Origin of the sequence: Klebsiella michiganensis, from assembly GCA_000963575.1 — a bacterium.
Classification (GTDB): Bacteria; Pseudomonadota; Gammaproteobacteria; order Enterobacterales; family Enterobacteriaceae; genus Cedecea; species Cedecea michiganensis_A.
The window spans coordinates 4,002,904-4,028,865 of sequence record CP011077.1 but is presented as its reverse complement, the minus strand read 5'-3'; the positions used below and the strand labels follow the sequence as shown (position 1 = coordinate 4,028,865).

General features: G+C 48.6%; 26 protein-coding genes. 10 read left to right on the top strand and 16 right to left on the bottom strand.

Going from position 1 to position 25,962, the window contains the following annotated elements; all coding sequences use genetic code 11:
- Positions 1 to 74: 74 nt before the first annotated feature.
- From VW41_18570 to VW41_18560, 3 genes are read right to left on the bottom strand one after another with little or no spacing between them, the layout of a single operon-like run.
- Positions 75 to 923, bottom strand: coding sequence for an AraC family transcriptional regulator (locus VW41_18570; protein AJZ90872.1), 849 nt, complete (start codon positions 921 to 923; stop codon positions 75 to 77).
- 9 nt (positions 924 to 932) lie between these two features.
- Positions 933 to 1,883, bottom strand: coding sequence for a ketopantoate reductase (locus tag VW41_18565; GenBank protein ID AJZ90871.1), 951 nt, complete (start codon positions 1,881 to 1,883; stop codon positions 933 to 935).
- Positions 1,884 to 1,921: 38 nt separating this feature from the next.
- Complete coding sequence (locus VW41_18560; protein ID AJZ90870.1) at positions 1,922 to 2,434, bottom strand: MarR family transcriptional regulator; 513 nt, start codon at positions 2,432 to 2,434, stop codon at positions 1,922 to 1,924.
- A 188-nt stretch (positions 2,435 to 2,622) separates the two neighbouring features.
- Between VW41_18560 and VW41_18555 the strand changes: the two genes are divergently transcribed.
- Positions 2,623 to 3,762, top strand: a complete 1,140-nt coding sequence (locus VW41_18555; GenBank protein AJZ90869.1) for a homoserine acetyltransferase — start codon at positions 2,623 to 2,625, stop codon at positions 3,760 to 3,762.
- Between the two features lie 85 nt (positions 3,763 to 3,847).
- Here the strand turns inward: VW41_18555 and VW41_18550 are convergent, their stop codons facing one another.
- Positions 3,848 to 4,780: a LysR family transcriptional regulator gene (locus VW41_18550; GenBank protein AJZ90868.1), complete on the bottom strand. Its 933-nt coding sequence runs from the start codon at positions 4,778 to 4,780 to the stop codon at positions 3,848 to 3,850.
- Positions 4,781 to 4,899: 119 nt separating this feature from the next.
- Here VW41_18550 and VW41_18545 point away from each other — a divergent pair, with 119 nt between their 5' ends.
- Entirely contained in the window at positions 4,900 to 5,580 is a 681-nt protein-coding gene (locus VW41_18545) for a nitroreductase (protein ID AJZ90867.1), read from the top strand.
- Between the two features lie 49 nt (positions 5,581 to 5,629).
- On the opposite strand, the gene VW41_18540 is transcribed toward VW41_18545, so the two are convergent.
- The 4 genes from VW41_18540 to VW41_18525 all read right to left on the bottom strand — a co-directional run bounded on the left by VW41_18540 (position 5,630) and on the right by VW41_18525 (position 8,383).
- Positions 5,630 to 5,989 carry a hypothetical protein gene (locus tag VW41_18540; GenBank protein AJZ90866.1) on the bottom strand — a complete coding sequence of 120 codons (360 nt, stop codon included), beginning with the start codon at positions 5,987 to 5,989 and terminating at the stop codon, positions 5,630 to 5,632.
- Between the two features lie 149 nt (positions 5,990 to 6,138).
- A complete protein-coding gene (locus tag VW41_18535) occupies positions 6,139 to 6,444 on the bottom strand; it encodes a chaperone-modulator protein CbpM (protein ID AJZ90865.1) in 306 nt (101 codons plus the stop codon).
- On the bottom strand, positions 6,444 to 7,364 hold the full coding sequence (locus tag VW41_18530; protein ID AJZ92021.1) for a DNA-binding protein: 921 nt from the start codon (positions 7,362 to 7,364) through the stop codon (positions 6,444 to 6,446). The genes VW41_18535 and VW41_18530 overlap by 1 nt, the downstream gene beginning before the upstream one ends.
- 131 nt (positions 7,365 to 7,495) lie before the next feature.
- Positions 7,496 to 8,383 (bottom strand): hypothetical protein, encoded by an 888-nt coding sequence (locus VW41_18525; protein ID AJZ90864.1) that lies wholly within the window; start codon positions 8,381 to 8,383, stop codon positions 7,496 to 7,498.
- Positions 8,384 to 8,585: 202 nt separating this feature from the next.
- On the opposite strand from VW41_18525, the gene VW41_18520 reads away from it, so the two are divergent.
- Together VW41_18520 and VW41_18515 are read left to right on the top strand one after the other, a co-directional pair.
- On the top strand, positions 8,586 to 9,170 hold the full coding sequence (locus VW41_18520; GenBank protein AJZ90863.1) for a hypothetical protein: 585 nt from the start codon (positions 8,586 to 8,588) through the stop codon (positions 9,168 to 9,170).
- A gap of 292 nt (positions 9,171 to 9,462) precedes the next feature.
- Positions 9,463 to 9,942: a transcriptional regulator gene (locus VW41_18515; GenBank protein ID AJZ90862.1), complete on the top strand. Its 480-nt coding sequence runs from the start codon at positions 9,463 to 9,465 to the stop codon at positions 9,940 to 9,942.
- Positions 9,943 to 10,044: 102 nt separating this feature from the next.
- On the opposite strand, the gene VW41_18510 is transcribed toward VW41_18515, so the two are convergent.
- Entirely contained in the window at positions 10,045 to 13,197 is a 3,153-nt protein-coding gene (locus VW41_18510) for a transporter (GenBank protein AJZ90861.1), read from the bottom strand.
- A 23-nt stretch (positions 13,198 to 13,220) separates the two neighbouring features.
- Positions 13,221 to 14,399, bottom strand: coding sequence for an acriflavin resistance protein AcrA (locus VW41_18505; protein ID AJZ90860.1), 1,179 nt, complete (start codon positions 14,397 to 14,399; stop codon positions 13,221 to 13,223).
- Positions 14,400 to 14,734: 335 nt separating this feature from the next.
- Here VW41_18505 and VW41_18500 point away from each other — a divergent pair, with 335 nt between their 5' ends.
- Positions 14,735 to 15,085: an AraC family transcriptional regulator gene (locus tag VW41_18500; GenBank protein ID AJZ90859.1), complete on the top strand. Its 351-nt coding sequence runs from the start codon at positions 14,735 to 14,737 to the stop codon at positions 15,083 to 15,085.
- An 88-nt stretch (positions 15,086 to 15,173) separates the two neighbouring features.
- Here the strand turns inward: VW41_18500 and VW41_18495 are convergent, their stop codons facing one another.
- Positions 15,174 to 15,512: an endoribonuclease gene (locus VW41_18495; protein ID AJZ90858.1), complete on the bottom strand. Its 339-nt coding sequence runs from the start codon at positions 15,510 to 15,512 to the stop codon at positions 15,174 to 15,176.
- 289 nt (positions 15,513 to 15,801) lie between these two features.
- Here VW41_18495 and VW41_18490 point away from each other — a divergent pair, with 289 nt between their 5' ends.
- Both VW41_18490 and VW41_18485 read left to right on the top strand, forming a co-directional pair.
- A complete protein-coding gene (locus VW41_18490; GenBank protein AJZ90857.1) occupies positions 15,802 to 16,203 on the top strand; it encodes a hypothetical protein in 402 nt (133 codons plus the stop codon).
- 92 nt (positions 16,204 to 16,295) lie between these two features.
- Positions 16,296 to 16,628, top strand: a complete 333-nt coding sequence (locus tag VW41_18485) for a hypothetical protein (GenBank protein ID AJZ90856.1) — start codon at positions 16,296 to 16,298, stop codon at positions 16,626 to 16,628.
- A 66-nt stretch (positions 16,629 to 16,694) separates the two neighbouring features.
- Here VW41_18485 and VW41_18480 read toward each other — a convergent pair whose 3' ends face one another.
- The 3 genes from VW41_18480 to VW41_18470 all read right to left on the bottom strand — a co-directional run bounded on the left by VW41_18480 (position 16,695) and on the right by VW41_18470 (position 18,535).
- Entirely contained in the window at positions 16,695 to 17,489 is a 795-nt protein-coding gene (locus VW41_18480) for a transposase (protein AJZ90855.1), read from the bottom strand.
- Positions 17,490 to 17,539: 50 nt separating this feature from the next.
- Positions 17,540 to 17,806, bottom strand: a complete 267-nt coding sequence (locus VW41_18475; GenBank protein AJZ90854.1) for a transposase — start codon at positions 17,804 to 17,806, stop codon at positions 17,540 to 17,542.
- A 300-nt stretch (positions 17,807 to 18,106) separates the two neighbouring features.
- Positions 18,107 to 18,535 carry a hypothetical protein gene (locus VW41_18470; protein ID AJZ90853.1) on the bottom strand — a complete coding sequence of 143 codons (429 nt, stop codon included), beginning with the start codon at positions 18,533 to 18,535 and terminating at the stop codon, positions 18,107 to 18,109.
- Between the two features lie 406 nt (positions 18,536 to 18,941).
- Here VW41_18470 and VW41_18465 point away from each other — a divergent pair, with 406 nt between their 5' ends.
- Positions 18,942 to 19,301, top strand: a complete 360-nt coding sequence (locus VW41_18465) for a hypothetical protein (protein ID AJZ90852.1) — start codon at positions 18,942 to 18,944, stop codon at positions 19,299 to 19,301.
- A 745-nt stretch (positions 19,302 to 20,046) separates the two neighbouring features.
- Here the strand turns inward: VW41_18465 and VW41_18460 are convergent.
- Positions 20,047 to 20,430, bottom strand: coding sequence for a hypothetical protein (locus VW41_18460; GenBank protein ID AJZ90851.1), 384 nt, complete (start codon positions 20,428 to 20,430; stop codon positions 20,047 to 20,049).
- A 263-nt stretch (positions 20,431 to 20,693) separates the two neighbouring features.
- A complete protein-coding gene (locus tag VW41_18455; protein ID AJZ90850.1) occupies positions 20,694 to 21,647 on the bottom strand; it encodes a hypothetical protein in 954 nt (317 codons plus the stop codon).
- A 294-nt stretch (positions 21,648 to 21,941) separates the two neighbouring features.
- On the opposite strand from VW41_18455, the gene VW41_18450 reads away from it, so the two are divergent.
- Together VW41_18450 and VW41_18445 are read left to right on the top strand one after the other, a co-directional pair.
- Positions 21,942 to 24,053, top strand: a complete 2,112-nt coding sequence (locus VW41_18450) for a chromosome segregation protein SMC (protein ID AJZ92020.1) — start codon at positions 21,942 to 21,944, stop codon at positions 24,051 to 24,053.
- A 3-nt stretch (positions 24,054 to 24,056) separates the two neighbouring features.
- Positions 24,057 to 25,808, top strand: a complete 1,752-nt coding sequence (locus VW41_18445) for an ATP-dependent DNA helicase (GenBank protein ID AJZ90849.1) — start codon at positions 24,057 to 24,059, stop codon at positions 25,806 to 25,808.
- The last annotated feature ends 154 nt before the right edge of the window (positions 25,809 to 25,962 follow it).

The window sequence follows — 25,962 nt, the reverse complement described above, 5'->3', positions numbered from 1 at the left end:
CGGTGAATCTGTGGAATGAGACATACTCTGCTCCGAAGAAAATAAGAACCTTAAGGCGCGGGAGTATGAAAAGGTCAGCGGCGGCCGTATTGGATATCTGAAAAATGGGCGCTAACAAATTGTGCCGGGGTGATGCCGAAGCAGCCTTTAAAGCGGCGAATCAAATGGCTCTGATCGAACAGGCCAACGGCGCTGGCGACGTCCGCAGCGGGCAGGCCCGTGCGGAGCATTTGCCTTGCGGAATCCATACGGACTCTGTTGAGGTAGGCGTGCAGCGACAGGCCATAAGCGGCGCGGAATAGCTGGTTCAGACGCACCCGGCTCAGCCCGGATGCCTGGGCCATATCTTCGGTGGTCAGCGGGGAGGCAAAGCTGTCGTGAATCAGGTCGCGCACTCTGGCTATGCGCGGCTCGTGGCATTCTTCCTGCGGGGTAAAACGGCGTGTGGAATAGCGGCTCAGCAGCGGCTTTAGCGCGTCAATCAGCGTCACCTCCAGCGCTAAGCTGTCCTGCTGTTGAAACAGCGTGCGGTGAAGTGTTTGCAACCCGGCCACGATATCCGGGTCGCTCAACACCGGGCGGGTGAAGCAAAGGCCGTGGCCGGGATTCAGCTCCAGCTCGTGAGCCATGCCGTCCACCACCCAGGGCTGCACGTAGAGCATGCTATAGGTGTAACCCTGCTCGGAGTAAACGCTGCCGTCGTGGGCATCCCCCGGATTCACAATCATGGCACTGCCGGCCGGCGCGATAATCGAGCCGCTGCCCAGACCCACTTTGGAAGCCCCGACGTCCATGGTGCCTATCACAAAGTAATCGTGGGAATGGCGCTCGTAGCGGTGCTTATTAAAATGGGCGTGCAGGCCCTGGAGCCCCTGTGACGGCGCCGCGACAAATTGCGTCCACTCGTTGGCAAGCAGCTCCATATGACCTCGTTATTTGAACGGCTGTTGAACTACCGCCCCCGGCGTGTGCTGGTGGGCGTAAACCTGGAGATGGCAGTACGCCACCCGGCAGAGCGGAACGCTCAGGCCGTGCCGGGTGGCGCGGGTAATCATATCGCCGACGATGGCATCCCCTTCAAGGCGCGGTGCGTTGCTGGCAATGTCGCGCATCATCGAGGCGGCCCAGGCGGATTGCGGGTCCAGCAGGCGTTTTTCAATGCTGGTGATTTCCTCCGGCGGCAGCGGGTAACCTTCTGCCGCGGCGACGCTGAGGCTTTCCGAAAGCGCCTGTTTCATCAGCGCCTCGCCGTCCTGTGTTGCCAGAATATCCCCCACCGTGCCGCGCATCAGGCAGTTCATCAGCGCGCCGGAAGCCAGCATCACCCACTTGTTCCACAGCGCCTGCATGATGTTATCTGACAGCACGCGCACGCCAGCGGAAGAGGCTAACAGGGCGTAAACCGCTTTTGCTACGCCGACCGTTGCTGGAGATCTGGCCCCGACGACCACCTGATCCGCCGCGCCCATCTGTTTGATTTCGCCGGTGGCGTTAAGCGTGGTGGCAATATAAGCCGCGCCGCCCAGCACCCGGTCGGGGCCAAAACGGGCGTCGAGTTCGTCGTAAACCGAGAGGCCATTGAGGAAAGGCAAAATGGCGGTAGACGGGCCGACGGCAGGCGTAATGTCATCGATAGCTGCCTGCAGATCGTAGGTTTTGCAACTGAGCAGGATCAGGTCATAGTCCGGCCGGAGACTGTCCCGGGTGACCGCATTCACCGGGGCATTAAAATCCCCCTGGCTACTCTCCAGCCTCAGACCTTGTTTTGCCAGCAGCTCGGCCCGTTTTGGCCGAACGAGAAAAGTCACGTCAGCGCCGGACTGAATCAGCCTTGCGCCGTAATAACCCCCGATTGCACCTGCTCCAACCACCAGTATTTTCATCACTTTTCTCGTTGAGTTTTACGTTTATCTTGCCCGACTTAGCTCTCGCTGGGTTCGGGGTTTCTGATTCGGCCCGCCGAACGCCAGCGGGTAAGTTCGTCGGCGCCTGGCCCCAACTCCACCATGACGTCCTGCGGGGAAACCTGCTGCCCGGTTTCGGTATCAACCAGGGCAACTTTAACTTTGTGCCCGCTGTTGCCGTCCACCATCAAAAGCGACGGCCCCACAAGGTCAGGGATATTCCACTTGCTGCCTATCTGCATCATGCTCAGCAGCACCAGCCCGATATCCCGCCCTTTTTCGGTGAGCACGTATTCGTAGCGATCCGGCCTCGTCTGGTACAGCTGCCGGGTAATCAATGCTTGTTCTTCAAGCGCTTTTAGCCTGTCGGACAGCGTGGCATTGGTGATGCCGCTGGAGCGGCGAAAATCATCGTAGCGGCTGAGGCCTAAAAACAGGTCGCGCATAATCAGCATTCCCCAGCGGTCACCTAAGGCTCCCATCACGCAGGCGACGGAGCAGGTCATACCTTCAAAACCTTTTGAGCGCATAGCGTTCCTTATTTTTCATCAACGTGGGCCGGTAACAGTCTATAGCCGGATGAGTGTCTCCGGCCAATCGTTAAGCAGTGGTTGATCTTTTTATTGTTACTCTTATTATAAGAGTTAATGGTGAGGCGGGCAAGTTTTATCCAGTCCGATGCCAGAGAACACTCGCTCATTTACCCAGGTGAATCTCGATGAAATCTACGCGTACCCTTACGAAAGTCAGTCTGCTTTTAAGCCTCCTGTTTGCCGGTGCCGGGCTCTCCAGCCCCGTATTTGCGGCCCCCGCGCCAGCAGCACCCGGGGCTCCCTGGGACACACAGCTCAACCCGGCGGCGCGTCAGGCCAATGCCGTATTCGCTAACTACAAGTTTCGGGATGGCGAAACGCTGGCTCAGGTGAAGTTGCACTACGCCACGCTTGGGAAGGCGCACCGAAATGCGCAGGGAGAGATTGATAATGCGATTCTGGTGCTGCACTGGACGGGGGCGGACAGCCGCGCGCTGCTGAGTCCAGCCTGGACCAAATCCCTTTACGGACCGGGCCGCCCGCTGGACTCGAACCGCTACTATCTGATTTTTGCCGACAGCATTGGCCACGGCCAGTCGAGCAAACCGAGCGACGGCTTAAAGGCGAAATTCCCCAACTACGATTACGGCGATATGGTTGATTTGCAGCACAAGCTGGTGACCGAAACGCTGGGCATTAAGCACCTGCATGCCGTGATAGGGATGTCGATGGGGGGAATGAACGCCTGGCAGTGGGCGGTGGCGTACCCGAACATGATGGACGGCGTCATGCCGGTGGTGTCACTGCCGATCAAGGTTTCCGGGCGTAATTTGCTGTGGCGCAGAATGATCGTGGACTCGGTGCGAGCCGATCCGGCATGGCACAACGGCAATTATACTCAGGCACCTGAGAGCTGGCTCCAGGGGTACAACATTCTGCGAATGATGATCGACAGCGCGCCGGATCTGCAAAGGACGATCCCGGACGGGGCCGCAGCGGACAAGTTCCTGGCGAACAACCGTTTCACCGCCAACCATATCGATACCAACGATGTTCTCTATTCGCTCAAATCTTCCTTCAGCTATAACCCGCAGCCTGACCTGAGCAAAATTACCACCAAACTGTATGCGCTGAATTTCTCTGACGACGAGTTTAACCCGGACAGCCTGCGCGTGCTGGAAACTGAGGTACCGAAGCTAAAACAGGGCCGCTACGTGGTACAGGCCGGAACCCCGACATCGCCCGGGCATTTTACTATGACGCGCCCGGATCTGTGGGCTAATCACGTCGGCGAGTTTATGCAATGGATTGGCGATAAAGGGTAAATTCATTGGGGGTTTATCACGCGCTGATCCTGCTGTTTAAAGCGCGGGATAAACCCCCCGAGCTTTTCGATGAACTTAAAACGAGTTAAACGTCCTGCCAGTAAGGCGGAGAGCCAAACTTCGCCATAAAGAAGTCTATCGCGGTGCGGGTGTTAAGCGACGGAAAGCGCCCGCCGGGATAGAGCATATAGAGTGAATGGTCGGTGGCGCTGTAGGACGCGGTGTATTCCATCATCATCGGGATAAGCCGCTTGGCCCGCAGCGCATCGCTGATTTGCCAGTCCGGGAACAGCACAATACCTGCGCCATCTTCTGCCGCTTTCACCAGCATCTCTGCATTACCGGAGACGATTTTAGGCTCCGGCGTGAGCTGTATTTTTTCTTCCCCCTGGGTGAAATACCAGCGCTGAAGGCCCATCAGACCTCGATAGGCCAGTAGCCTGTGATTGTGTAACTCTTCGGGCTTTTGCGGCGTGCCGTAGCGTGCGAGATAGGCCGGGCTGGCCACCAGATAAGCCCGCTGGCGGGTAATAAAACGCCCGTGCAGCGAGCTGTCCTGCATCGGCGAGATACGCAGCAGCAAATCGGTGCCGTCCGCCAGCGGGTCGATGTAGTTATCGGTCAGGTTTAGCTCCAGCCGCAGCGCCGGATAGCGTTCACTGAATTCGGCAATCCACGGGGCGATATGGCGCAGACCGAAAGACACCGGCGCATTGAAACGCAGCACCCCGCCGGGCTCTTGACGGCGCTCACCAATCTGGTTTTGCGCCTGTTCAAGCTGGCTCAGCATTTCCCTGAACGCAGCGGCGTAAATATTCCCCGCCTCGGTGGCGACCACGGCTCGCGTGTTGCGGTACAGCAGCTGCGTTTCCAGCGATTGCTCAAGCTGAATCACGGTGCGGGAAACGGAAGAGGGCGACAGGCTCTCCTGGCGGGCCACTTCTGAAAAACTGCCTTCGTTGATAACGGCAAGGAAGAGGCGCATTGAGCGCGCATTTATCTGGCTCAGATCTTTCATTTGTGCAATTTCCGCAAAAGTCCTTAATGGATTATACGGTTTTTCGCTACGCCCGGCAGGGTTATCCTCCCCGGCAAGTCATGATCCCCGAACCGTCGGGGAAGCACAGAGAGGATGGTATGAGCAATAAAGTTTTGGCTTTTGACGAGGCCGTACGTCAGCGTTTTTCGTCCCGGGCGTTTCTGCCCACGCCGCTGACTGAGGCGCAAATCCGCGATGTTTTGCAGGATGCCCAGCATTCCCCGTCCAACTGCAACACCCAGCCGTGGAACGTCCATATTGCCTCCGGCGCAACCAAAGATGCGCTGCAAAAGATGATGATTGAGAACGATACGGCGGGCAACGTCACGCCGGATTTCAGCTTCAGCTATGACGATTTTCACGGCGATTACTACGAACGCAGCCAGCGCCAGGCGAAGGTTTATTACGATGCATTAGGCATTGCCCGCGACGATAAAGAGAAGCGCCGCGAGGCCTACCTGCGTAACTTCAACTTCTTCGGCGCCCCGCATGTGGCCTTCCTGTTTATGCCATCGTTTGGCGACAACGTCCGTGTGGCGTCCGACATCGGCATGTACGGGCAGAGCTTCCTGCTGTCACTGGCGGCGCGTGGCTTTGCCGGCATTCCGCAGACGCTGCTCGGTTTCCATGCCGATGCGACGCGTAAAATTCTGGGCGTGCCGGACGATTATCGCCTGCTGTTCGGGATCTCCTTCGGCTACGCCGACCCGAACGCGCCGTCCGCTCAGGTTCGCATGTGGCGCCAGAGCGTGGACGACAGCGTGACGCTGCATAACTAGCGGGCATAAAAAAAGCCGCTTTCGCGGCTTTTTCTTCAGAGAAGGCTAATTATTCGCTGACTTTTTTCTTCAGATCAGACGCGCCTTCTTTGGTCTTATTCCAACCTTTTTCAGCGCCTTCTTTGGTTGCATTCCAACCTTTCTCGGTGCCTTCTTTGGTTTTATGCCAGGCCTTCTGGGAGCCTTCGCTCACCTTGCTGCCTACGCTGTCGCTTTTACCTTCGGCGGCGTGCTTAGACTTAAGCTTCAGCTCTTCGCCTTTGTTTTCCGCCTCGTGCAGTTTCTCTTTGGCGGTGTTCGCGCCTTCGTGCGCCGCGGCAACGGTCTCATCGGTTGCGTGTGTGGTGGTCGCGGCAAAAACAGGAGCAGCCAGCAGAATTGCAGATAAAGCGATGATCGTTTTTTTCATAATATCCTCTACAAACGTTATCAGTCCTTATGACCGTGAATAAGCCTGGCACAGCGAAGCGGATGTTGCCTTAGGTAATATTCCTAAATGAATCAGGATGTTCACGACTGGTGGATATATTCTGCTGAATTATCCACCAGAAGATACGCTTATGGATGGCGAATAAAACGCCCTATACGCTGCCGGAGCAGGCGATTCTCCTGCCGCAGGCGTTCATTCTCCTCCAGCAGGGTGAGCGCCACGGCGATGCCCGGCCAGTCCAGGGCTAATTCTCGTCTTAGCCGTAAGGCCCGCTGCGCCACGCTGATCGCGTGGTCGTCAAACAGCCAGGGTTTGACCTCAAAATCGTAGGGTTCGACGACGCCCAGGCCGACTATCTCATTGAGCTCGTCCGCCTGAATGCCGGTGTGCAGGCAGAACTCGGTGATAGTGAAAGTGACAGTGACGTTAGCCATTATTTTTTCCCCCAATCTTTGCGCGGATTGAATGCCGACTGGGCGTCTGCCAGCTGTTGCCAAAGCGCCGCGGCGTTTTCATCCGGCTTAGGTGGCATCACGATTTTGATCACCGCGAACAGGTCGCCGGTGTGCTGTTTACTGACCAGTCCTTTGCCTTTGATGCGCAGCTTCTGCCCGGCCTGGCTGCCGGCCGGGATGGTCATCAGAATGCTGTCTTTGAGCGTAGGTACCTCGACTTTTGCCCCCAGCGCGGCTTCCCACGGCGCCAGCGGGACCACGACCTCAAGGTTGTGGCCGACGATGTCGAACAGCGGATGCGGCGCGATATGGACGACCAGCCACAGGTCACCGTTTGGCCCGCCGTTTTCACCCGGCGTGCCCTGGCCTTTGAGCCGGATGCGCTGCCCGTCGCCGACGCCGGCCGGAATTTTAACGTTCAGCGTTTTTGGGATTTCCCGCTCGACGATACCAAACACGTTATAGACCGGCAGCTTGTAGCTGATGGTGCGGCTGTGTTCGGCCAGGGTTTCTTCCAGGAAGACCGCCACTTCGATTTCTAAATCGTGGCCACGCGAGGCGTGCGGCTGGCGAGAATGCCTGGCCTGCTGGCCAAACATAGAAGAGAAGATATCGTCGAAGTCCTGGGCGTTGTAGCTCTGCTCGCCGCCCTGATGGAACTGCTGATTAAACTGCGGGTCGTTGCGGTGCTGCCACATCTGGTCGTACTCGGCGCGGCGCTGCTCGTCGCTCAGCACTTCCCAGGCTTCCGCCACTTCTTTAAAGCGGGCCTCTGCGTCGGGCTCTTTGCTGACGTCGGGGTGGTATTTGCGCGCCAGGCGGCGGTAGGCGGTTTTGATGGTTTTGAGTTCGTCCGTCGGTTTCACGCCCATGATGGCGTAATAATCCTTTAATTCCATATCGTTATCTCGCATAAATCGGTGCATGCAGAACAGAACGTGCGGAAAAGTGTCGCCGATAAGTATAGGCCCGTTGCGGGAAGGTGGGGCGGAATCCTGCTTTTCATTGTTGAAAAGCAGGAACGAGATCATTAATCAGTTTTTTTGCAGAGACATTTTGGGAATATTTTTACACTAGTAGCGGTACGAATAAATTTTTTCTCTGCTGAGGATAATGTTGCTGGATCAGCCCTAAACACGCCAAGAAAGCGGTACAGGGTTCGGTTTAACTCATCTCGCGAATGAGCCATTACTATTCGGTGATCCCAGCGTTCTGTATAGCTCTTTTCCAGATCGTTCGGGTATTCTGTGATGACCTTACCATCGTCTGAAAGTGAATTTTTCCAGTCTTTCTGCTCATAGAGTTTTGGGAACCAGATCATGTTTTTTCCTTCAAGACCAATAATCTTGTTAACATGTTCTGGTATATTCCAGTGACCCGCTTGATGATGTCCCTTTTCATATCCAAAGCAGTTTAGAGCATCCTTATGGTGGCGAAAAAGTGCTTCTGGCCCTACGGTTATCATCCCTTTTTTTATGTGGTTGCAAGCAGTATAGCGATGTTCATAGTCCCATGGCTCAAACGTTTTTTTGTGCAAAAGAGTTGATTTAAGTTCTTTAACTAACTTGATGAATTTATCTATATATTTATCAAGTTCGTTGATGGTGACGTTACTGGCGGGGATCCTCTCTTCGCGAAAACCTGTTGCCTCAGTAATATCAAGGCGGCGTATGGCATCTCTTATTTTTGCGTCTTCACTGTCATGATGCCCTTCATCGATTTCCAGATATAGACCTAACTGAGGGAAAAAAAGATCGGCGAGATATATTTTCCCATCGTTTTTCCTGATGCACTGCTGGCAAATAAACTCCAGGTCAGGATCGTTCAGGAGATGGTAGATTCGATTAATCGTGTAATGCTCCCAGCGCTTGCCTGAAATCTTAGCAAGAGATCTCAGGATATAATCCGTTTTACTCATAGACTGCCTTTTATAACGATCTTGAATTTTTGATTGAAGAGGTCATGCTGAAAAGTATATCTGCAAAAATTGATCATTCACTCACTTCCTTCTATGGTCAGAGAGCATAAAATCGCCTGAAAGCATCGTCTCAGGCTGCTATGGGCTATTTTCTGCCTCGACTTCTGGCGTGATTAAATAACAAAAAGAAGGAAGCTTACCGTTGAATCGTTACTCCATTGCTGTTCTGGCTTCGACCTGCCTGCTGGCCGCCTGTGCTGGCCCGCAGTCGGCAAAAACATCGCAGATTAAAGATCTTACCGCGCCGCAGACCATCGCTTTTGCGGGCAAAACCTACGGCCAGTCTTTTACTCGCTCTACGCCGCAGCAGGCGGTGTGGGAATACACTACTGACGGTGAAAAGGCCGAAAATTGGGCGTGGACCCGGTTAATTACGGTGAATCAGCTCAAGATCAACGCCACGCTCGACCGCTGGATGCAGGCGACGGTGGTGGAGCTAAACCGCACGACACCGAAGCCACACTATTCCGTGGTGAAACACGGCGATGTTTCAGAAGTCCGAATTATCTACCTGCCGAAGCCGGGCGACGCAAGGCAAGGCGGCTATGAGTCAGATGTGTGGATCGCCCGTGAAGCCTGCGGCGGCATCGTCAACCTGCAGTTTGCCCGCCAGTATCCCGCCGACGCTAAAGTGGCCGAGAACGACATGGTGAAGCGCATCAAAGGCGATACCGACAAAGATATGGCTGCGCTGCAGGCGTTAAACTGGAAACCAGAATGCCGCTAAATATGTTCCCCGGTCAAAACAGGCCGGGGCATTTTATTCAACGCCAGCTACACAACTTATTAGCTGGCATGGCAAGTGCTTGAATTAATTTCCCGGCCTGGCAGAATTCATTTATTGAATAGTTTAGATCCGTAACTTATTGAAAATGAGCTTTCGGTTATTTTGAACTGCATCTCAGGTAAAGCTCAGATTGCTTCAAAAAAAACGCTACATTTGGTATATTATTGCTCATTGATTATTCACCTTAGCGGTGCCAAAAAGAACAAGATCCACCGCGACCCAGGAAAATGAAATGTTAGATTACCGCTTCCCGACAGCTTTGCAGATGGTTCTCAGCGTAGCGATGGCGGAGCAAATGGGTGAACGTTCGACCAGCGCAATTCTTGCCTACGGGCTGGAAGCCAACCCGAGCTTTATCCGTAAACTGATGGTTCCCCTCACGCGCGACGGCATTATTGTCTCGACGCTGGGGCGCAACGGTTCCATTCATCTTGGCCGCCCGGCCGAAGAGATAACCCTGCGAGATATTTACCTGTCGGTGATTGAAGACAAAAAGATTTGGGCTTCCCGCCCGGACGTGCCTGCCCGCTGCGTGGTGAGCGCCAACGCCTGCTGGTACTTCAAAACGATTGCGGAAGAAGCCGAAGAGGCGTCGCTGGCGGTGCTGGCTCGCCATACCGTGGCCAGCGCGCTGGAGAAAGTGAAAAAGAGCGATACCAGCGGCTGCCAGCCGGTGCCTGAGCTAGAGGCGCTGTACAAAAAAGGCCATTAAGCCCTGCAGCCACTTTCCGCAGAAATAAAAAAACCGCCTCTTTGAAAGGCGGTTTTTTGTTGGGCTAATCAGGCGGTTGTTACACCGCCCTTTTTATCTGGCTCACGCCTCGATAGTTTTGGCCTGGGTTTTACCGCGCGTAACGAGCTTACGCAGCGTGACGTAAAACACCGGCGTCAGGAACAGACCAAACAGCGTCACCCCTAACATGCCCGAGAACACCGTCACCCCGGTCACGCCGCGCACTTCCGCGCCCGCGCCGTGGCCCAGAATCAGCGGGATAGTCCCGGCGATAAAGGCGATGGAGGTCATCACGATAGGGCGCAGACGCAGGCGGCAGGCTTCCAGCGCGGACTCCATAATGCCTTTGCCCTGCATCTCCAGCTCGCGGGCGAACTCGACTATCAGGATGGCGTTCTTACAGGCCAGGCCCATCAGCACCACCAGCCCGACCTGGACGAACACGTTGTTATCGCCCCCGGTCAGCCAGACGCCAAACAGCGCCGACAGCATGGTCATCGGCACAATCAGGATCACCGCCAGCGGCAGGGTCCAGCTTTCATACAGCGCGGCGAGCACCAGGAAGGCCAGCAGCACCGCCACCGGGAAGACGATCATCGCCGTGTTGCCCTGGGTTGCCTGCTGGTAGCTCAGATCCGTCCATTCGATGTTCATCCCGTTCGGCAGCACCTGGCCGGACATGGCGGCCAGTTTGCTCATCGCCTGTGCGGAAGAGAGCACGCGTGGATCGGCATCGCCGATGAGATCCGCCGCCGGGTAGCCGTTGTAGCGGATCACCGGGTCCGGCCCGTAGGTGGTGGTGATTTTCACCATACTGCCGATCGGCACCATTTCGCCCTGGCTGTTGCGGGTGCGCAGGTTGCCGATGTCTTCGATGCTGTCGCGGAACTGCCCGTCGGCCTGGGCCATCACGCGCCAGGTGCGGCCGAACTCGTTGAAGTCGTTCACGTAGGACGAGCCTAAATAAGTCTGCAGCGTGCCGAACAGGTCGGTCAGCGACACGCCCTGGGCTTTGGCTTTATCGCGGTCTACCTGCACATCCAGCTGCGGGACGTTCGCCTGGTAGGTGGAGATCGGGAAGTGCATCCCCGGCGTCTGCATGATCGCGCCGGACATGGTGTTCACCGCGGTTTGCAGCGCCCCGTAGCCTAAGCCCGCCCGGTCCTGGATATACAGCGAGTAGCCGGAACCCTGGCCTAACCCAAGAATTGGTGGCGGCAGAATCGAGAAGCCGAAGCCTTCCTGGATTTGCGAGATTTTGGCGTTGATCTCGGCGTTAATTTGCGCCGCCGTGTGTTTCCGCTGGTCGAACGGCTTCAGGCCGAAGAACACCGTGCCGGTATTCGGCGTGTTGGTGAACTGCAGCGCGTTCAGGCCGGGGAACGCCACCGCGTAATCCACGCCTTCGGTGTTCATCCCGATTTCGCTCATCTTACGGATCACCGCGTCGGTGCGCTCCAGCGAGGAGCCTTCCGGCATCTTCACGCCGCCAATCAGGTAGAGCTTATCCTGGGTAGGAATAAACCCGCCCGGCACGGTTTTGAACATCACCCCGGCGGCGCACAGCAGCAGCACGTACACCGCAAACACCGCCCCACGGCGGCCAAGGGTTTTACTCACCAGCCCCTGGTAACCTTCCGAGCTACGGTGGAAGAAGCGGTTGAACGGCCGGAACAGCCAGCCGAACAGGCGGTCGATCAGCCGGGTCGGCATATCCTTCGGCGCACCGTGCGGCTTCAGCAGCAGGGCCGCCAGCGCCGGGGAGAGCGTCAGGGAGTTAATCGCCGAGATCACCGTCGAAATGGCGATGGTCACCGCGAACTGCTTGTAGAACTGCCCGGTCACGCCGGAGAGGAAAGCCATCGGCACGAACACCGCGCACAGCACCAGGGCGATGGCGATAATCGGGCCGGACACCTCGCGCATGGCCTGGTGCGCCGCCTGCAGCGGGGCAAGCCCTTCCTCAATGTTACGCTCGACGTTCTCCACCACCACGATGGCGTCATCCACCACGATACCGATGGCGAGCACCAGCCCGAACAGACTCAAAGTGTTCAGCGAGAAGCCGAGCAGGTAGAGGATGCTGAACGTCCCCACAACCGAGACCGGGACGGCAATCAGCGGGATGATCGACGCCCGCCAGGTTTGCAGGAACAAAATAACAACCAGCACAACCAGCACCACGGCTTCCAGCAGGGTTTGCACCACCGCCCGGATAGAGTCGCGCACGAAAACGGTCGGGTCATAAGGTGCCGCCCACTTCATGTCTGCCGGGAAGCGGGTGGACAGCTCGGCCATCTTGGCGCGCACGGCGTTAGACAGGTCGATGGCGTTGGCGCCGGGGGCCTGGAAGATACCGATCCCGACCGCGTCTTTGTTGTTCAACTGGGAGCGCAGGGCATAGCTGCCGGAACCCAGCTCGATGCGCGCCACGTCGCGCAGGCGAACCAGCGAGCCATCCGGCGAGGTTTTCAGGATGATATTGCCGAACTCTTCTTCGCTGTGCAGGCGGCCCTGGGCGTTAATGGAGATCAGGAAATCGCTCGCTTTCGGCAGCGGCTCTGCGCCGAGCTGGCCGGCAGAGACCTGGACGTTCTGCTCCTGCATCGCGGTGACCACGTCAGAGGCCGTCAGGCCACGCGCCGCCACTTTGTTCGGATCTAACCACACGCGCATGGCGTATTCGCCGGAGCCGAAAATCTGGATCTGCCCGACGCCCGGCAGGCGAGCCAGCTCGTCTTTCACCTTCAGCGTGGCGTAGTTACGCATGTACAGCGAGTCGTACTTGCCGTTCGGCGAGAACAGATGCACCACCAGGGTCAGCGTCGGCGACTGTTTCTGGGTGGTAATGCCGAGGCGGCGAACGTCTTCCGGCAGGCGAGCTTCGGCCTGGGAAACGCGGTTCTGCACCTGAACCTGGGCCTGATCCGGATCGGTACCCGGGCGGAAGGTCACGGTCGTCACCAGCACGCCGTCGGAGCCGGCGACGGATTTCATGTACATCATGTTTTCGACGCCGTTGATCGCTTCTTCCAGCGGCGTCGCCACGGTTTCAGCGATCACTTTCGGGTTGGCGCCAGGGTATTCCGCCCGGACCTGCACGCTCGGCGGCACGACGTCCGGGTATTCACTGATCGGCAACAGCGGGATCGCGATAAGCCCCGTAATAAAAATCAGAATCGACAGCACCGCGGCAAAAATCGGCCTGTCGATAAAAAAGCGGGAAAAGTCCATGCGTCGGATTCTCTGGTAAGGGATCAGTTAACGGCAGCGCTGGTGGCGGCCATGGCGACAGGTTTGGCGTTCACCGGCATCCCCGGCATAAACACTTTCTGCAGCCCGTCGACGATGACTTTATCGCCAGGGTTCAGCCCCTGCTGCACGATGCGCAGCCCGGAAGCCAGGCGGCCTGGGGTGATGTCGCGGCGCTGGGCCTTGCCGTCTTTATCCACGATGTAGACGTATTTTCTGTCCTGGTCGGTTAGCACTGCTTTGTCGTTGATCAGCAGGGCCTGGAACTCCGCGCTGCCCGGCAGGCGAACGCGGGCGAACAGCCCCGGGGTGAACTGACGCTGGGCGTTATCCAGCACGGCGCGCATGCGGATGGTGCCGGTGCTGGCGGTCAACTGGTTGTCGAGGAAGTCCACGGTGCCCCGATGCGGGTAACCTTCTTCCCCGGACAGGCCAATTTCTACCGGCAGCGCCTGATGGTCGCTGGATGCGCCCTGGCCGCTGCGGGCGAGGTTCTGGTAGTGCAGATAGGTGGATTCATCCACGTCGAAGTAGGCGTAAACCGTCTTCTGAGACACCACGGTGGTGAGCACGCTGGCGCTGTCGCCCGCCGTGACCAGGTTGCCGCTGGTGATCAGCGCACGGCTGGCGCGGCCATCGATCGGGGCGGTGACTTTGGTGAAGTCGAGGTTAAGCTGGGCCGCGTCAACCGCTGCCTGGGCGGCACGAATATCGGCGTCAGCCTGGGTGGCGGCGGAGCGGCGCTGTTCCCACTCTTCGCGGGAAATGACGTTGGTGCCGATCAGCTTGTCGGTGCGGCTGGCTTCGCTGCGGGCGAGGCTGGCCTGGGTTTTGGCTCTCATCAACGCCGCCTGCGCCTGTTCCAGAGCGGCGCGGTAGGTTCTGTCGTCGATGGTGAACAGCACTTCACCTTTCTTCACTTCCTGGCCGTCGGTGTAATTCACTTTGTCGATGTAGCCGGAGACGCGGGGGCGGAGCTGAACGCTTTCCACCGCCTCGATGCGGCCGTTAAAACTATCCCACTGGCTGACGGGTTTCACCACCACGTCGGCGACGCTCACGGCAGGTGCCTGCGGCACGGCGTTTTGTGCGACTCCCCGGTCGCATCCGGCGAGCAGCGCGGCAAGCAGTACCGGCCCCAACACGCGCAGATGAAGGCTAACCCAATGTTTTTGCAGGCTCATTATTCTTATTCCGATAGTTGAAGTCGGCCGGGCAAGACGCAGCGGAGGGTGCCGCGCCACTTCCTTTGTCCGGGCTGACCTGAGGCCATTTGTGTCGCTCATCGGCACAAAATGTGTATCAATTACGAATACAGTATCGCGGCGATTGTAGGAAGGCGTAGAACTAAGTGCAAGAATAATTGTTGCACTTTCTGTGCTATTTGTGCCATTCGAAAAAGGCCCATTTGTAACGAGGATTTAATGTAACAATAAAACTTGCAATTATTGTCAAAGCAGGTCAGATTTAAATGCAACTGATAAAGATGCTTTTAACAAACCCGCAGGGGAGAGAGACAATGAGCACCGATGCCTTCATGCATGATTTACTCGGCTGGATTGATACCCACCTCGACAGCCGCCTCGACATCAACACCGTTTCCGAGCGGGCAGGGTACTCGAAGTGGCACCTGCAGCGGATCTTCAAGCAGCACACAGGCTACAACCTGGGGGAGTACATTCGCGCGCAGAAGCTGAAGAAATCCGCCGAGCGCCTGAGCCGCACCGAAGAGCCGATCCTGAACGTGGCTATCTCCCTGGGCTTTGACTCGCAGCAGTCTTTCAACCGCAGCTTCAAGCGCCAGTACGGCATCGCGCCGGGCGTGTGGCGCCGGCAGCTGGCTCACACCGGGAACCGCTATGGAGCCTGAGGCTTTCTCCCCGCGGGAAACCCGCTTTATGCTCCGGCTTATACCCGACGATAAACCCCGGCAGTGACACCGGGGTTGACGTCATCCGCTAGACTTCGCGCGGCTTCGGCGCGACAACGTTCTCAATAAACGCTTTAACCTGCTTCTGCCTGCGGGCGGAAAACTTACACACCTTGCGCAGGGTCTGCATGATCTCCGGCTCTTCCACCGGCGGAGGCGGCTCCTTGGCCGTTAATATCAGGCAACCCGGCAGAACCCGCACCTCCACGCTCGTGCCCGTATCAAAACCCGCTTCCGCAAGCCAGAACCCATTCAACGTAATGGCGGGTGAAGGCTGGAATTTTTTCGAATCTCGAATGTAGCCCACAGTATAAGTCCTTGTCGTTGTGGGGATGTGCTTCTCTGGCTTACTATGCTCGTCAGTCATAATCAACTCCGTTGGTAGTTGGTTGTGATTAGCGGTTAGGGCGGGTTGCCGCCTGCCTTAATCGCGCTTCTTTTACTTCTCTTCTTTGCTTCTGTTCTTAATGCTCTTTGCTGCTGATAGCTGCTTACTTCATGCTGGTATTATACCGCTCGGTAGGGATTGGCTGGGAAAAGGGTCGGATAAATGGAATGCGCCTCCCAAAAAATGGTAGGGGAAAATATCTTTTATTTGTTTACTATCGCTCATCTGTAACTGTTGTCGGTTATTGATAAAACAGGCCAATATTTTGATGAAAGCAGGTGTTTTACTGACGATGTTGCTCGTTACACCTATGTCCTGGGCCGCAGCACCTGGGCCAAAAGAGCAGGCGAGAGAAATGGCGGAAGCAGCTTGTCAGGCCCAGTATGAATTGCTCCATACACGCTTTGAACTGGGGCGTTCTGAAACGGAGGCAGTAGCCGCCTCAAATAAAATATTGGACGCTTACCTGAGAAAGAATAAAGAAAGCTTAGGTGAGCATGTCGCTGCCTTAATGGGAAACAATTTGCTGTCGCAGTTGCATGAATTAGAGTCTAATCCTGAGACCGTAACACACCTGAAATCACCTCCAGCAGGTTTTAAAGATAAGTTCCTCTCGTTATGTATTTCCGATAAGACAGAGAAGATTGAGTTTCTGCATGTTTTTGGGTGAGTTGGGGGCATGAGGGGAGAATAATTACTCCGCATCAACTGACAATGCACAGGTTTTTTCTGATACAGATGCTTACTACTAAGAGATAAAGAATGAGTTCATCAATTTATTACTCCGCTAAACGTAATGAACCTATGACTTCGCTAGAACATCAGCATATCCAATTGATTCTGGATAATTACAATGAAAAATACCCATATCGAGACGAAGAAGAGACTTTGTCCTTCTATAGTGAACCTTCGTCAGGGTACATCCTGGAAGGATCCACTAAACTTCCTCTTGATGATGAAAACATGATTATCGAATCCGTTGATTACTGGCTTGAGGCACTTTCTAAACTGAAAATTGCTTTGCCGTCTGCGAATTGGGAAATAAGTATTGATGATTCAACCGCTAGCTGGATTGATGACCATTGGGAAATTTAATTTCAAGCATTTATGACGCCAACATCCATGTGACCTGCCAAAATTGGAGATGTAAGCACACCCGTTTTAGTTCCACGCACTTTTTGAGATTTCCGGTTTTTCAGCCATCAGCCGGTACTCCTCCGGTGTCAGGTTATTCAGGGATTCATGAGGTCGCTCGCTGTTGTATTCCATCAGCCAGTGCTCTGTGATTTCCCGCGCTTCATTCAGGGTTCTGAACAGATAAAAATCCAGGATTTCTGTCCGGTACGTCCGGTTAAACCGTTCGATAAAGGCATTCTGCGTTGGTTTTCCCGGTTTGATAAATTCCAGCATCACTCCATGCTCTTCAGCCCACTGTGCCAGCGTCAGTGAGACCAGTTCTGGTCCGTTGTCCATCCGCAGTTTCAGTGGATAACCCCGGTTTGCCACTATTCTGTCCAGCACTCTGACCACCCGCTGTGCGGGGATATTCAGATCGATTTCTATTGCGAGGGCCTCGCGGTTAAAGTCATCCACCACATTGAAGGTCCGGAAACGTCTGCCGCAGACCAGCGCATCATGCATAAAATCGATGGACCAGCTCTGGTTAAGCGCTTCCGGCGTAGCCAGTGGCGTCGGGTTACGTGCGGGTAAACGCTGTTTTCCCTTGCGACGAAAATTCAGTTTCAGCAGGCAGTAAATCCGGTGAACGCGTTTATGGTTCCAGGTGTTACCCTGCCTGCGCAGCAGCTGGAACAGCTTCTTAAAACCGTATCGCGGATAACGTTCTGCCAGTTCGCTCAGAGCCAGGATCACCGGCTCATCCCGCCGGGTATCGGGCTGATAAAAATACACCGTCCTGCTCAGCGATAATGTCCTGCACGCCTGGCGGGTGCTCATGGCGAATTGTGCCGTCAGATAGCTGACAAGCTCCCGCTTTATCGCTGGTTTTAAAGCTTTTTTTCGATAACGTCTTTCAGGGCCCTGCATTCAAGGCTGAGATCGGCAAACATCGGTTTGGGACGACGGTTTTCGTCCTCAAGGTCTTTCATCTTTTTGATATCTGAAGCCTCCATCCCACCATACTTTGCTTTCCAGTTATAGTACGAGGCTTCAGATATGCCCGCTTCCCGACAGGCATCTTTGACGGTGCGGCCTGCTTCGACAGACTTCAGTACGGTAATGATCTGGTTCTCAGTGAATCGGGCTTTACGCATGGCGATCTCCTCAGGGGACATAATCAGTATGTCGGAAGATCTCTAAAAGTGAATGGTTCGGTTTACCGGGATACTTACATGGTTACCCATTGGTCATTCGATAATGATTCAGTATCAGGTAAGCGAAGCGAGTTGTGCCATACCGGTTTCTGAACATCGGGCCGAAGCTGTTTAGTGCCATCAAATTCAGTGATCAGTTTAGAGGCTGAATCACCTAACATGTTCCCGCCAATGACGATTGGATTACTTTTATGATGTGAACCTGGCTTCAATGCATATTGCACGACACCAGCGAAGCTTTTACCCCTTTTGATCTTCTGCATACCCTTCATAGGGTTTGCTCCATATGTCAGCATTTAGCAGGTGCTGGCGAAGCTCTTCCAGTTGTCGTTTCACTGCGAAAAGCTCTGTATGAGTAAGCTTGCTGTCTTTGCTCTTACCATCGATATGGATCGCAATTCGATTTAGCTTTTGCGATATGTCAGTTAAAGCTATCCAGGCTTTGGTATTAATAGCTGGTATAACTGGAGGCAATTTTTGAAGGGAAGCCATACGAAGCCACTCTCCTTTCGAATAATGCTCCCTCAATGTATTAAGCTTGGCCAATTCAGCATTGTTAAGACGAACACTAACACAATGAATTCGTAATTCCTGTGGTAGTAAGTTACACTTTGAGGTTGAATGTTTTGCATCCTTAGTGTTCAAAAACTGCGATTTTTTATTTGCCATATAAACTCCTTTTATATGTCATGCTTTAAAAGTAATTAACTAACTTTATCTCTTGTTATAGTAAATAATTATTAGTTGTCAATGTTAAGCGCGATTTAATATGTTTGCTTCTCTATTGGATAAGAATAGGCGACTAATTAAAAAAAAAGAGGTTAATTAGTAAATATGATAAATCTAAATAATAAAAATTAAGATGAATATATCAATAAGCTGTATATATTAGTTTATTCATTAAAAAACAAGGGCCAAAAGGCCCATGTAAAATTAGTTCCATTCAAAGTGGAATACATATCCATTTAATGTTAAAAAAGTTAGTGCCAAGATTAAAGTTATGACCCCACCATTACCAAGAGCTTGAATACGGAATAAATTAGTTATTTTAAGACTTATAAACCAAAATCCAGACATGTTTTTGTTAGCTAAGGAGTATGATAATTCTCTGAATGCAGCGAAGATTATCAATATTATTGATGCACCAATCAAGATACTCGAAGATATCAACGACAAAGAAAGGTTTTTGCCATATTCGTTTAATCCGTTCCAAAAACCTGAAACCGATGTGGCTCGTTTTGATAAGTCGATGATTTCTAATGGAACATTTATATTCAAATATTCATTTAATAAAAAAACAGAACCTCCAGCTAAGACTAAGAAAAAAAATCTGACAAAATCTGTCGTTTCAACCTCTTTTCTAAGAATTAAAGCTATAATTCCAATTATCGAGAATACAGGAGAGAATAAAGCACCAGTTTTTAAAATGGGATAAATTTCTTGATAGTGTGTGAAAAATGACCAGATGACAAATCCTATTCCTATAGCTAAAATGACCGCTCCCGCCATAAAAGCACCTGCATCGCCATCACCATTAGAATTTTGCTTTGTATAATGATTGTTGATGGTTCGATTATTTATGACCTGGGTATTTTGAACATTATAACCACCACTGTTGCTCTGACTGACATTAGTATTTTCGGTATTGTTTTTGATATTAAAATCCGCAAATTTTCCCATTTTTTATTCCATATCAAACGAAGGAGTAACAATTTTACATCGATTAAATAGTAGATCATAGAAATTTCGTATCGGCATACAAAAGTTCTCTTTTCATGTGGCAATTAATTACATCCTAATTAAATTAGGAGTTCGAAAGTTAAGGTTCCAGGTTTAAATCATTCTTTTTCAATCAAAGAGCAGAAAAGCAAGGCAACTTAGAGAAGCGGAGCATCTCTGAGTTAGCTCTTGCTTAATTTAATGGGGTGTTGACAATAGATTAAAATAAGCTATTTATATATAAAACACGAGAGGGTTTATGATGAAAGAAAAAATTATAGCTTTATCAGCTTCATTAATATGCATTGTCTTTTTTTTATTTTTATCATTAATAATAAAAGAACCATGGGTTAAGGATGGGTTGTATTTCCTAACTCCGATCATGGTTCTAATGATTCCTATAATTTGCGTGCTAATTCTTAAAAATTATATGAAGCTAAAAAAACGTGAAAGCAATAATTTTATTCGTTAGTAAAAATCTCAAAAAGAGCTATGGATGCCTTCAACGTCGCAGCTGTGGCTAAAATCATTAGCAGTAATGTACTATTTTTTAAAGCATCTATAATGTGATTCAATACTAAGCTATCATGATTCAGTTTAGAAGCAACTAACTTAATAGCACCAAGTCCAGCAGAAGAAAAAAGCAAAAAATCATTTGCACTTTTAAGCTTCTTTAAGATTTTTTTGAAAAACATGCATAGGGATATTGAAATGATGAAAGGAAGAAAGAAAATCAAATAATTTAAGGGGCCAATCATTTCAGAAATAACATAGCAAAACAATATAGCATATATAAAGAAAAATATACCAATTATCACTTTCAAAAAGATGTCTACTTGATTCATATTCTTTCCTTTGTAGTAACCAGTGAGTTAATATTTCCTCACTGGTTATATTATTAAGCTGCTAACCCTTCATTGGGGCGATCTGAATCTTCTCTGCTATCTTTTTCAGCAGCATAAGTAGATTCACGAGATTTCGTTGACATACCTGAACCATAGATTCGTTGAGCTTCACTATTCTCAGGTTTCCATGCCCAGTTTGAAACATCAACTTTTTGTTCCGATTCCATTTTTTCAAGAAAATTTAAACCAAATACATTCATAGTTCACCTGCTATTTGAAGTTAACCAATTTGCAATGGACCCGGAAATATCCATGCCGGATAAATCTTCGATCCACAACCATTGACCAGCAGAATTCACCTCTAAGAACCACCAGTCATTATTTTCATCAACGATGAAATCTAAAGCCCCATATCGAAGGTTTAACTTAGACATTAAAGAATTTATTTTATCCTTCACCGAAGTGGGTGCGTCAATTTTCCAGTGCGGTGTATTAGGTATATCGTATCTACGCCAGTCTACTTTTGCCTTGTTTGAATGCTGAGAGTCTATAGCACAAGCAAAATGTTCATCTTCAATTACTGTGTATCTAACTTCGAATTTTTTATTAACATATTTTTGAAGAGTAATTGGGTTTTCTGAATCGTTTGCGAAACTATCTAATTGTTCTAAAGTGATTTTGTTTACATATAGACCTAATATCTCACCTGATTCAGAGACATACATATCTTGCGACATGAATTTAACAACCGAATCAGGATAAGTAGTTAAGAAATTTTTGAGGTCTTCTTTGGAGTTTGAAGTTATAAATGCTGGATTATTGAACCCAACTTCATTAGCTATTTTATGTTGAAAATACTTGTTATCAGCAAGAGTTGCATCTCTTACATGATTAAACCAGCAACTTTCAGATAATGCATTATATAGGCCAAAAAGGCTTTTATTCCATTCAGATCGCCATAATCTCAAACCATTACTTTGATCTTGCTGTTGTTCAGAATTGACTTGAACAGATACCCGCCTTGGCCAAACACATTTTACGGATGAATTTTTGATTGTTTTTCCGTTCTGGGAGATAGTCCATTCAGAGCCATCAAAGCTAATTTTGGTATCTTTAAGGGCTTCTATATCTAAATTCAAACGGAAATAGTTATCACCGAGTTTCATCGAAACTACATCTGCATGAACATCGTTACTGTCAGTAAGTATCAAGATCATTGTTAGGATGTGTCTGGAATTTTTTGTTCATTTAATATCCGATAGTTATGTTGCATCGTCAATATTAATTTTTATCCAGAGTAATCTATTGATTTAAAAGTGTTTTAACCGTTATATTGGTTTTCATAATATAATTTCAATTTGGTATTATATCTTTTCTTTTAGTCCTTTTTGTAAACTACATTGCTTTTACTTGACTTAACTAGACTTTTGAACTCGATGGCTTTGTGCTTCTGGTGGCTATGGAGTAATCTAATGTGTAGTAAAACTATGCTAAGGGCCCAATCGATTACTATGTATATCAATAAATTAGCTATTAGAAACTATAAAAACTTTCGAAGCTCAAATTTCTACTTTGTTAAAGGCTCAGTGAATACAATTATCGGTGAAAATGCTTCGGGAAAAACAAATTTATTTAATGCGATGAGATTAATTCTAGATGATTCTCTCCCAATGAATTCTAGGATTCTATCTAATGAGGACTTCTACCGTGGATTATCCGAACCCTTTGGTCATTGGATCATAATTACGCTATATTTTGATGATTTAAGTGAGTCGGAGGAAGAACAGGTCCTTGCCAACTATACAGTAAATGATGGTAATGATAAGTCTATAAAGGAAGGTAATTATACTTTTATATATCGACCTAAATTTCATATTCGACAAAAGCTGTATGAGTTAACATTAGAAGATGACAATGTGGAAGCAAGATCCGCTTCTTTTACTGAATTTGTATCTAACCATATTATTTCTAAAGAAACATATGAAGCAGTAGCTTTTGTTAGAACAAAGGTTGATTTGAATAATGACGAAATTTATAAACAAGTAGTTGGGGATTTTGATAGTTACTCCTTTTCAAACCCTAATGATGATGATGCTACTGTATTAGGTGTGAAGAAGCCACCTTACTTTGCCTTAGGCAGCGAAGTCGCTTGCACTTATGTCAAAGCACTCAGGAATGTAGTTGCAGATCTTAAATATTATAAAACGAATCCATTGTATAAATTACTTACTTTAAAAAGTAAACAAATTGATGATAGAAAAGATATTGTAGAAGATGTTAAAGAGATCAATGGTAAAATCTCTGCCATACCTGAAATTGAGCGATTGAGTAATAAGATATCTGCTTCATTACTTAATACAGTAGGTTCGACTTATTCTCCTAAAATATTAGTATCCTCACAGCTTCCAGAGGATTTCACAGAATTAATTCAATCACTTGGTTTAGTGGTTGAAGATTCTCTGGATTATAATGGCTCAGGAAAGATTGATGATCTGAGTCTTGGTGGAGCAAACTTAATCTATCTTGCTTTAAAGTTATATGAATACGAAGAAATAAGGGATAGTGAAGAGCATATTACTCACTTCTTGTTAATTGAAGAGCCCGAAGCACATATTCATAATCATATCCAAAAAACCCTTTTCGATAACTTCAATTTTAAAAATACGCAAGTGTTTGTTTCTACACATTCAACACAAATTAGCTCTGTATCAAAAATATCATCAATGAATATATTATCACGCCAAAATGGATTCACTGATGTATATCATCCATCGTTTGGTTTGACGCCGAAAGAAATTTCTTCCGTAGAGCGATATCTTGATGCAATTCGTAGTGACCTTTTGTTTGCTAAAAGTGTCATTTTGGTAGAAGGCGATGCAGAACTTATTTTAATACCAGCAATGGTAAAAGAAACTTTAGGAATTAGTTTAGATGAGTTGGGCATAAGTCTTATAAAAGTAGATGGCACTGTTTTTAAACATATTTCTAACCTTTTCCATGAAAAACGGCTGAAAAGAAAATGTGCAATTCTCACGGATCTTGATTCGGCCTATGTAAAAGTAGCTGATGATATTTTTAATGCGGATTTTGTCGAATCTCTGGTAGATGCCGAAGATGATGGGTTACGAAGAAAAGAAGAGTTAGATAAATATATTGAAGGTAATGAGTTTATTACGGTTTATTACGCAGAAAATACTTTCGAAACTGAGCTTGTTCGCTACGATGAAAACAATAACTTGTTTTTAGAGGTTATGAAAACAGAGTATAAAAAAGAAGCGTATTTTAAAAAGGCTGAATCAGATGTAAAATCATCTGATCTCAGAGTTCGATATAAAAGAGTATTAAAGTTTGCAAAGAAAATAGGGAAGGGATGGTTGGCTACTGAAATGGTAGAACATCTTAGTGTTAATAATCGTGTTCCTGATTATATTTTACAGGCCATTCAATTTGTTCTTCGGGATAGAAATGTCGAGCATATATATCAAAAAATGCTTGACTACAATATGTCTTTAATGGGGGTTAAAGCATTTGACTGTATAAATGCCGAAAAAGATTTTTCTAGTAAAATGATAGAATATAAGAAACACATCAATGACAGTTTTGTAAGATTGTTGGAGTTATAGTTTATGCCATATAGAAATTTAACTTCTGAGCAAATGGATGCCGTTAAATTCAACGGGAATTTATTATTAACGGCATGTCCAGGGTCGGGTAAAACAAAAACATTGGTTTCTAAACTTTGTTTCATTTTAGAAAATAAAGAACTATTTTGTATAGGTAAAAAGAAGATAATTGCTCTTACATATACAAATATAGCAGCCGATACGATTCTTGAACGGATTATGTCATTCGGCATAAGTAGTGAATCGTTATGGATTGGAACAATACACAGTTTTTGTTTGAATTGGATTATAAAACCTAATTTAGATAAGATACCAAGACTTTGCCGAGGATTTAGTGTAATTGATGAACATGAAAAGGAATTTCTCATAAATGAATTAAAAGAAAAACATGGCCTATCTGCAAATGATAAAGTTTTTACTAATTTAGATTTTAACCTTGGTCAGTTTTATTCCCGTGGGACCAAAGAACATTTGATTGTAAAAGAATATCATAATCATTTGTATGAGAAAAAATTAATCGATTTTGATTTGATATTAAATCTGACTTGTCGAGTGTTGACAAAATACAATGCACTTTGTGAAAGATTGTCTTTACTTTTAAGGTGTATTTTAGTCGATGAGTATCAAGATACATCTCTTATACAATATGAGATACTCAGACAAATTGTATTAAAGAAAAATACAATGATTACTTTTATTGGGGATAAAGAGCAAGCTATATATACTGGTTTGGGGGCTGTCGTAAAGAATAGAGATGAATTAATTGATTGTTTCCAACTTGATAATCTAACCGAGATGAAATTAACGGGGTGTTTCCGTAGTAGCCAATCTATTGTTGATTTTTATAGTAAATACAAAGACGAAGATTATGAGATTAATTCACTTTCAGATAATAAGGATTTCAACTCAGTAATTTTTAAAGAAAGCGAGGTGGATGTTTCTCAACTGCCGATTTATGTATCAGGTATTATTAGAACTCATTTGGCTCAGGGAGTACTTCCAAATGAAATTGCTATTCTGTGTCCTGGTTGGTTTGATGTGATAAAACTTTCAAATGATATTGTTACTCTTAATCCGGATATAGAAATTGATGGAGTCATGATCTCTCCTATACCTAAAAACAATGAGAATATTTGGCTTGCTTTAGTTAAACTATTTTTAATTAGGAGAGTTCCCTCTAATTTTAATACTAGACAGAAGCTATTGCGGGATTTCCTTCAAGAATTAAATGTTGCTGCACCCTATACTGAATCGTTGTCTCCTAAAAAAATATTGAAGATTATTAATAAAATATCATTATCTGTGGATTATAATTGTGAAATTGATGTTTGGTTGAGAGAGGTTATAACGAGATTTTGCCATTCTATTAATTTGAGCATAAGTAATGATAGCTACTATTATCAAGAAATGGAACTTTTGATTAATGCCACATTGAAAAGAATGTTAAAGTATAATATGGCTTATAAAGCAAATGAATTACATTTGTTTTTCAATTTTAGAAGCGGTGTTAAAATCACAACTTGTCATTCGACAAAAGGTGATGAGTATGAAGTGGTCATTTGCACTGGATTACTAAATGGGAAAATACCTAATTGGAATGATATTATAAATTGTAGCTCAGAGCATCAAAATTATGTTGCCCGTAGACTTTTATATGTTGTTTCTTCGCGTGCAAAGAAACATTTATATATGATATCAGAGAGAGGTTACAAGACAAAAAGGGGATATCCATATCAGACAACTCCACAGCTTTGATCTCGCATTTCTTGTATTGTTTGCCAGTTCATACAGAAAATCGCTTTTGTTCGTTACTGCCTATGTATCTTGGTTCAGAAGAAAGTGATATAAAAACAGAAAGTTATGTCTTAGGCGGGAATAAGGGGCTGGAAGATTTAACCCCTTATAGAGT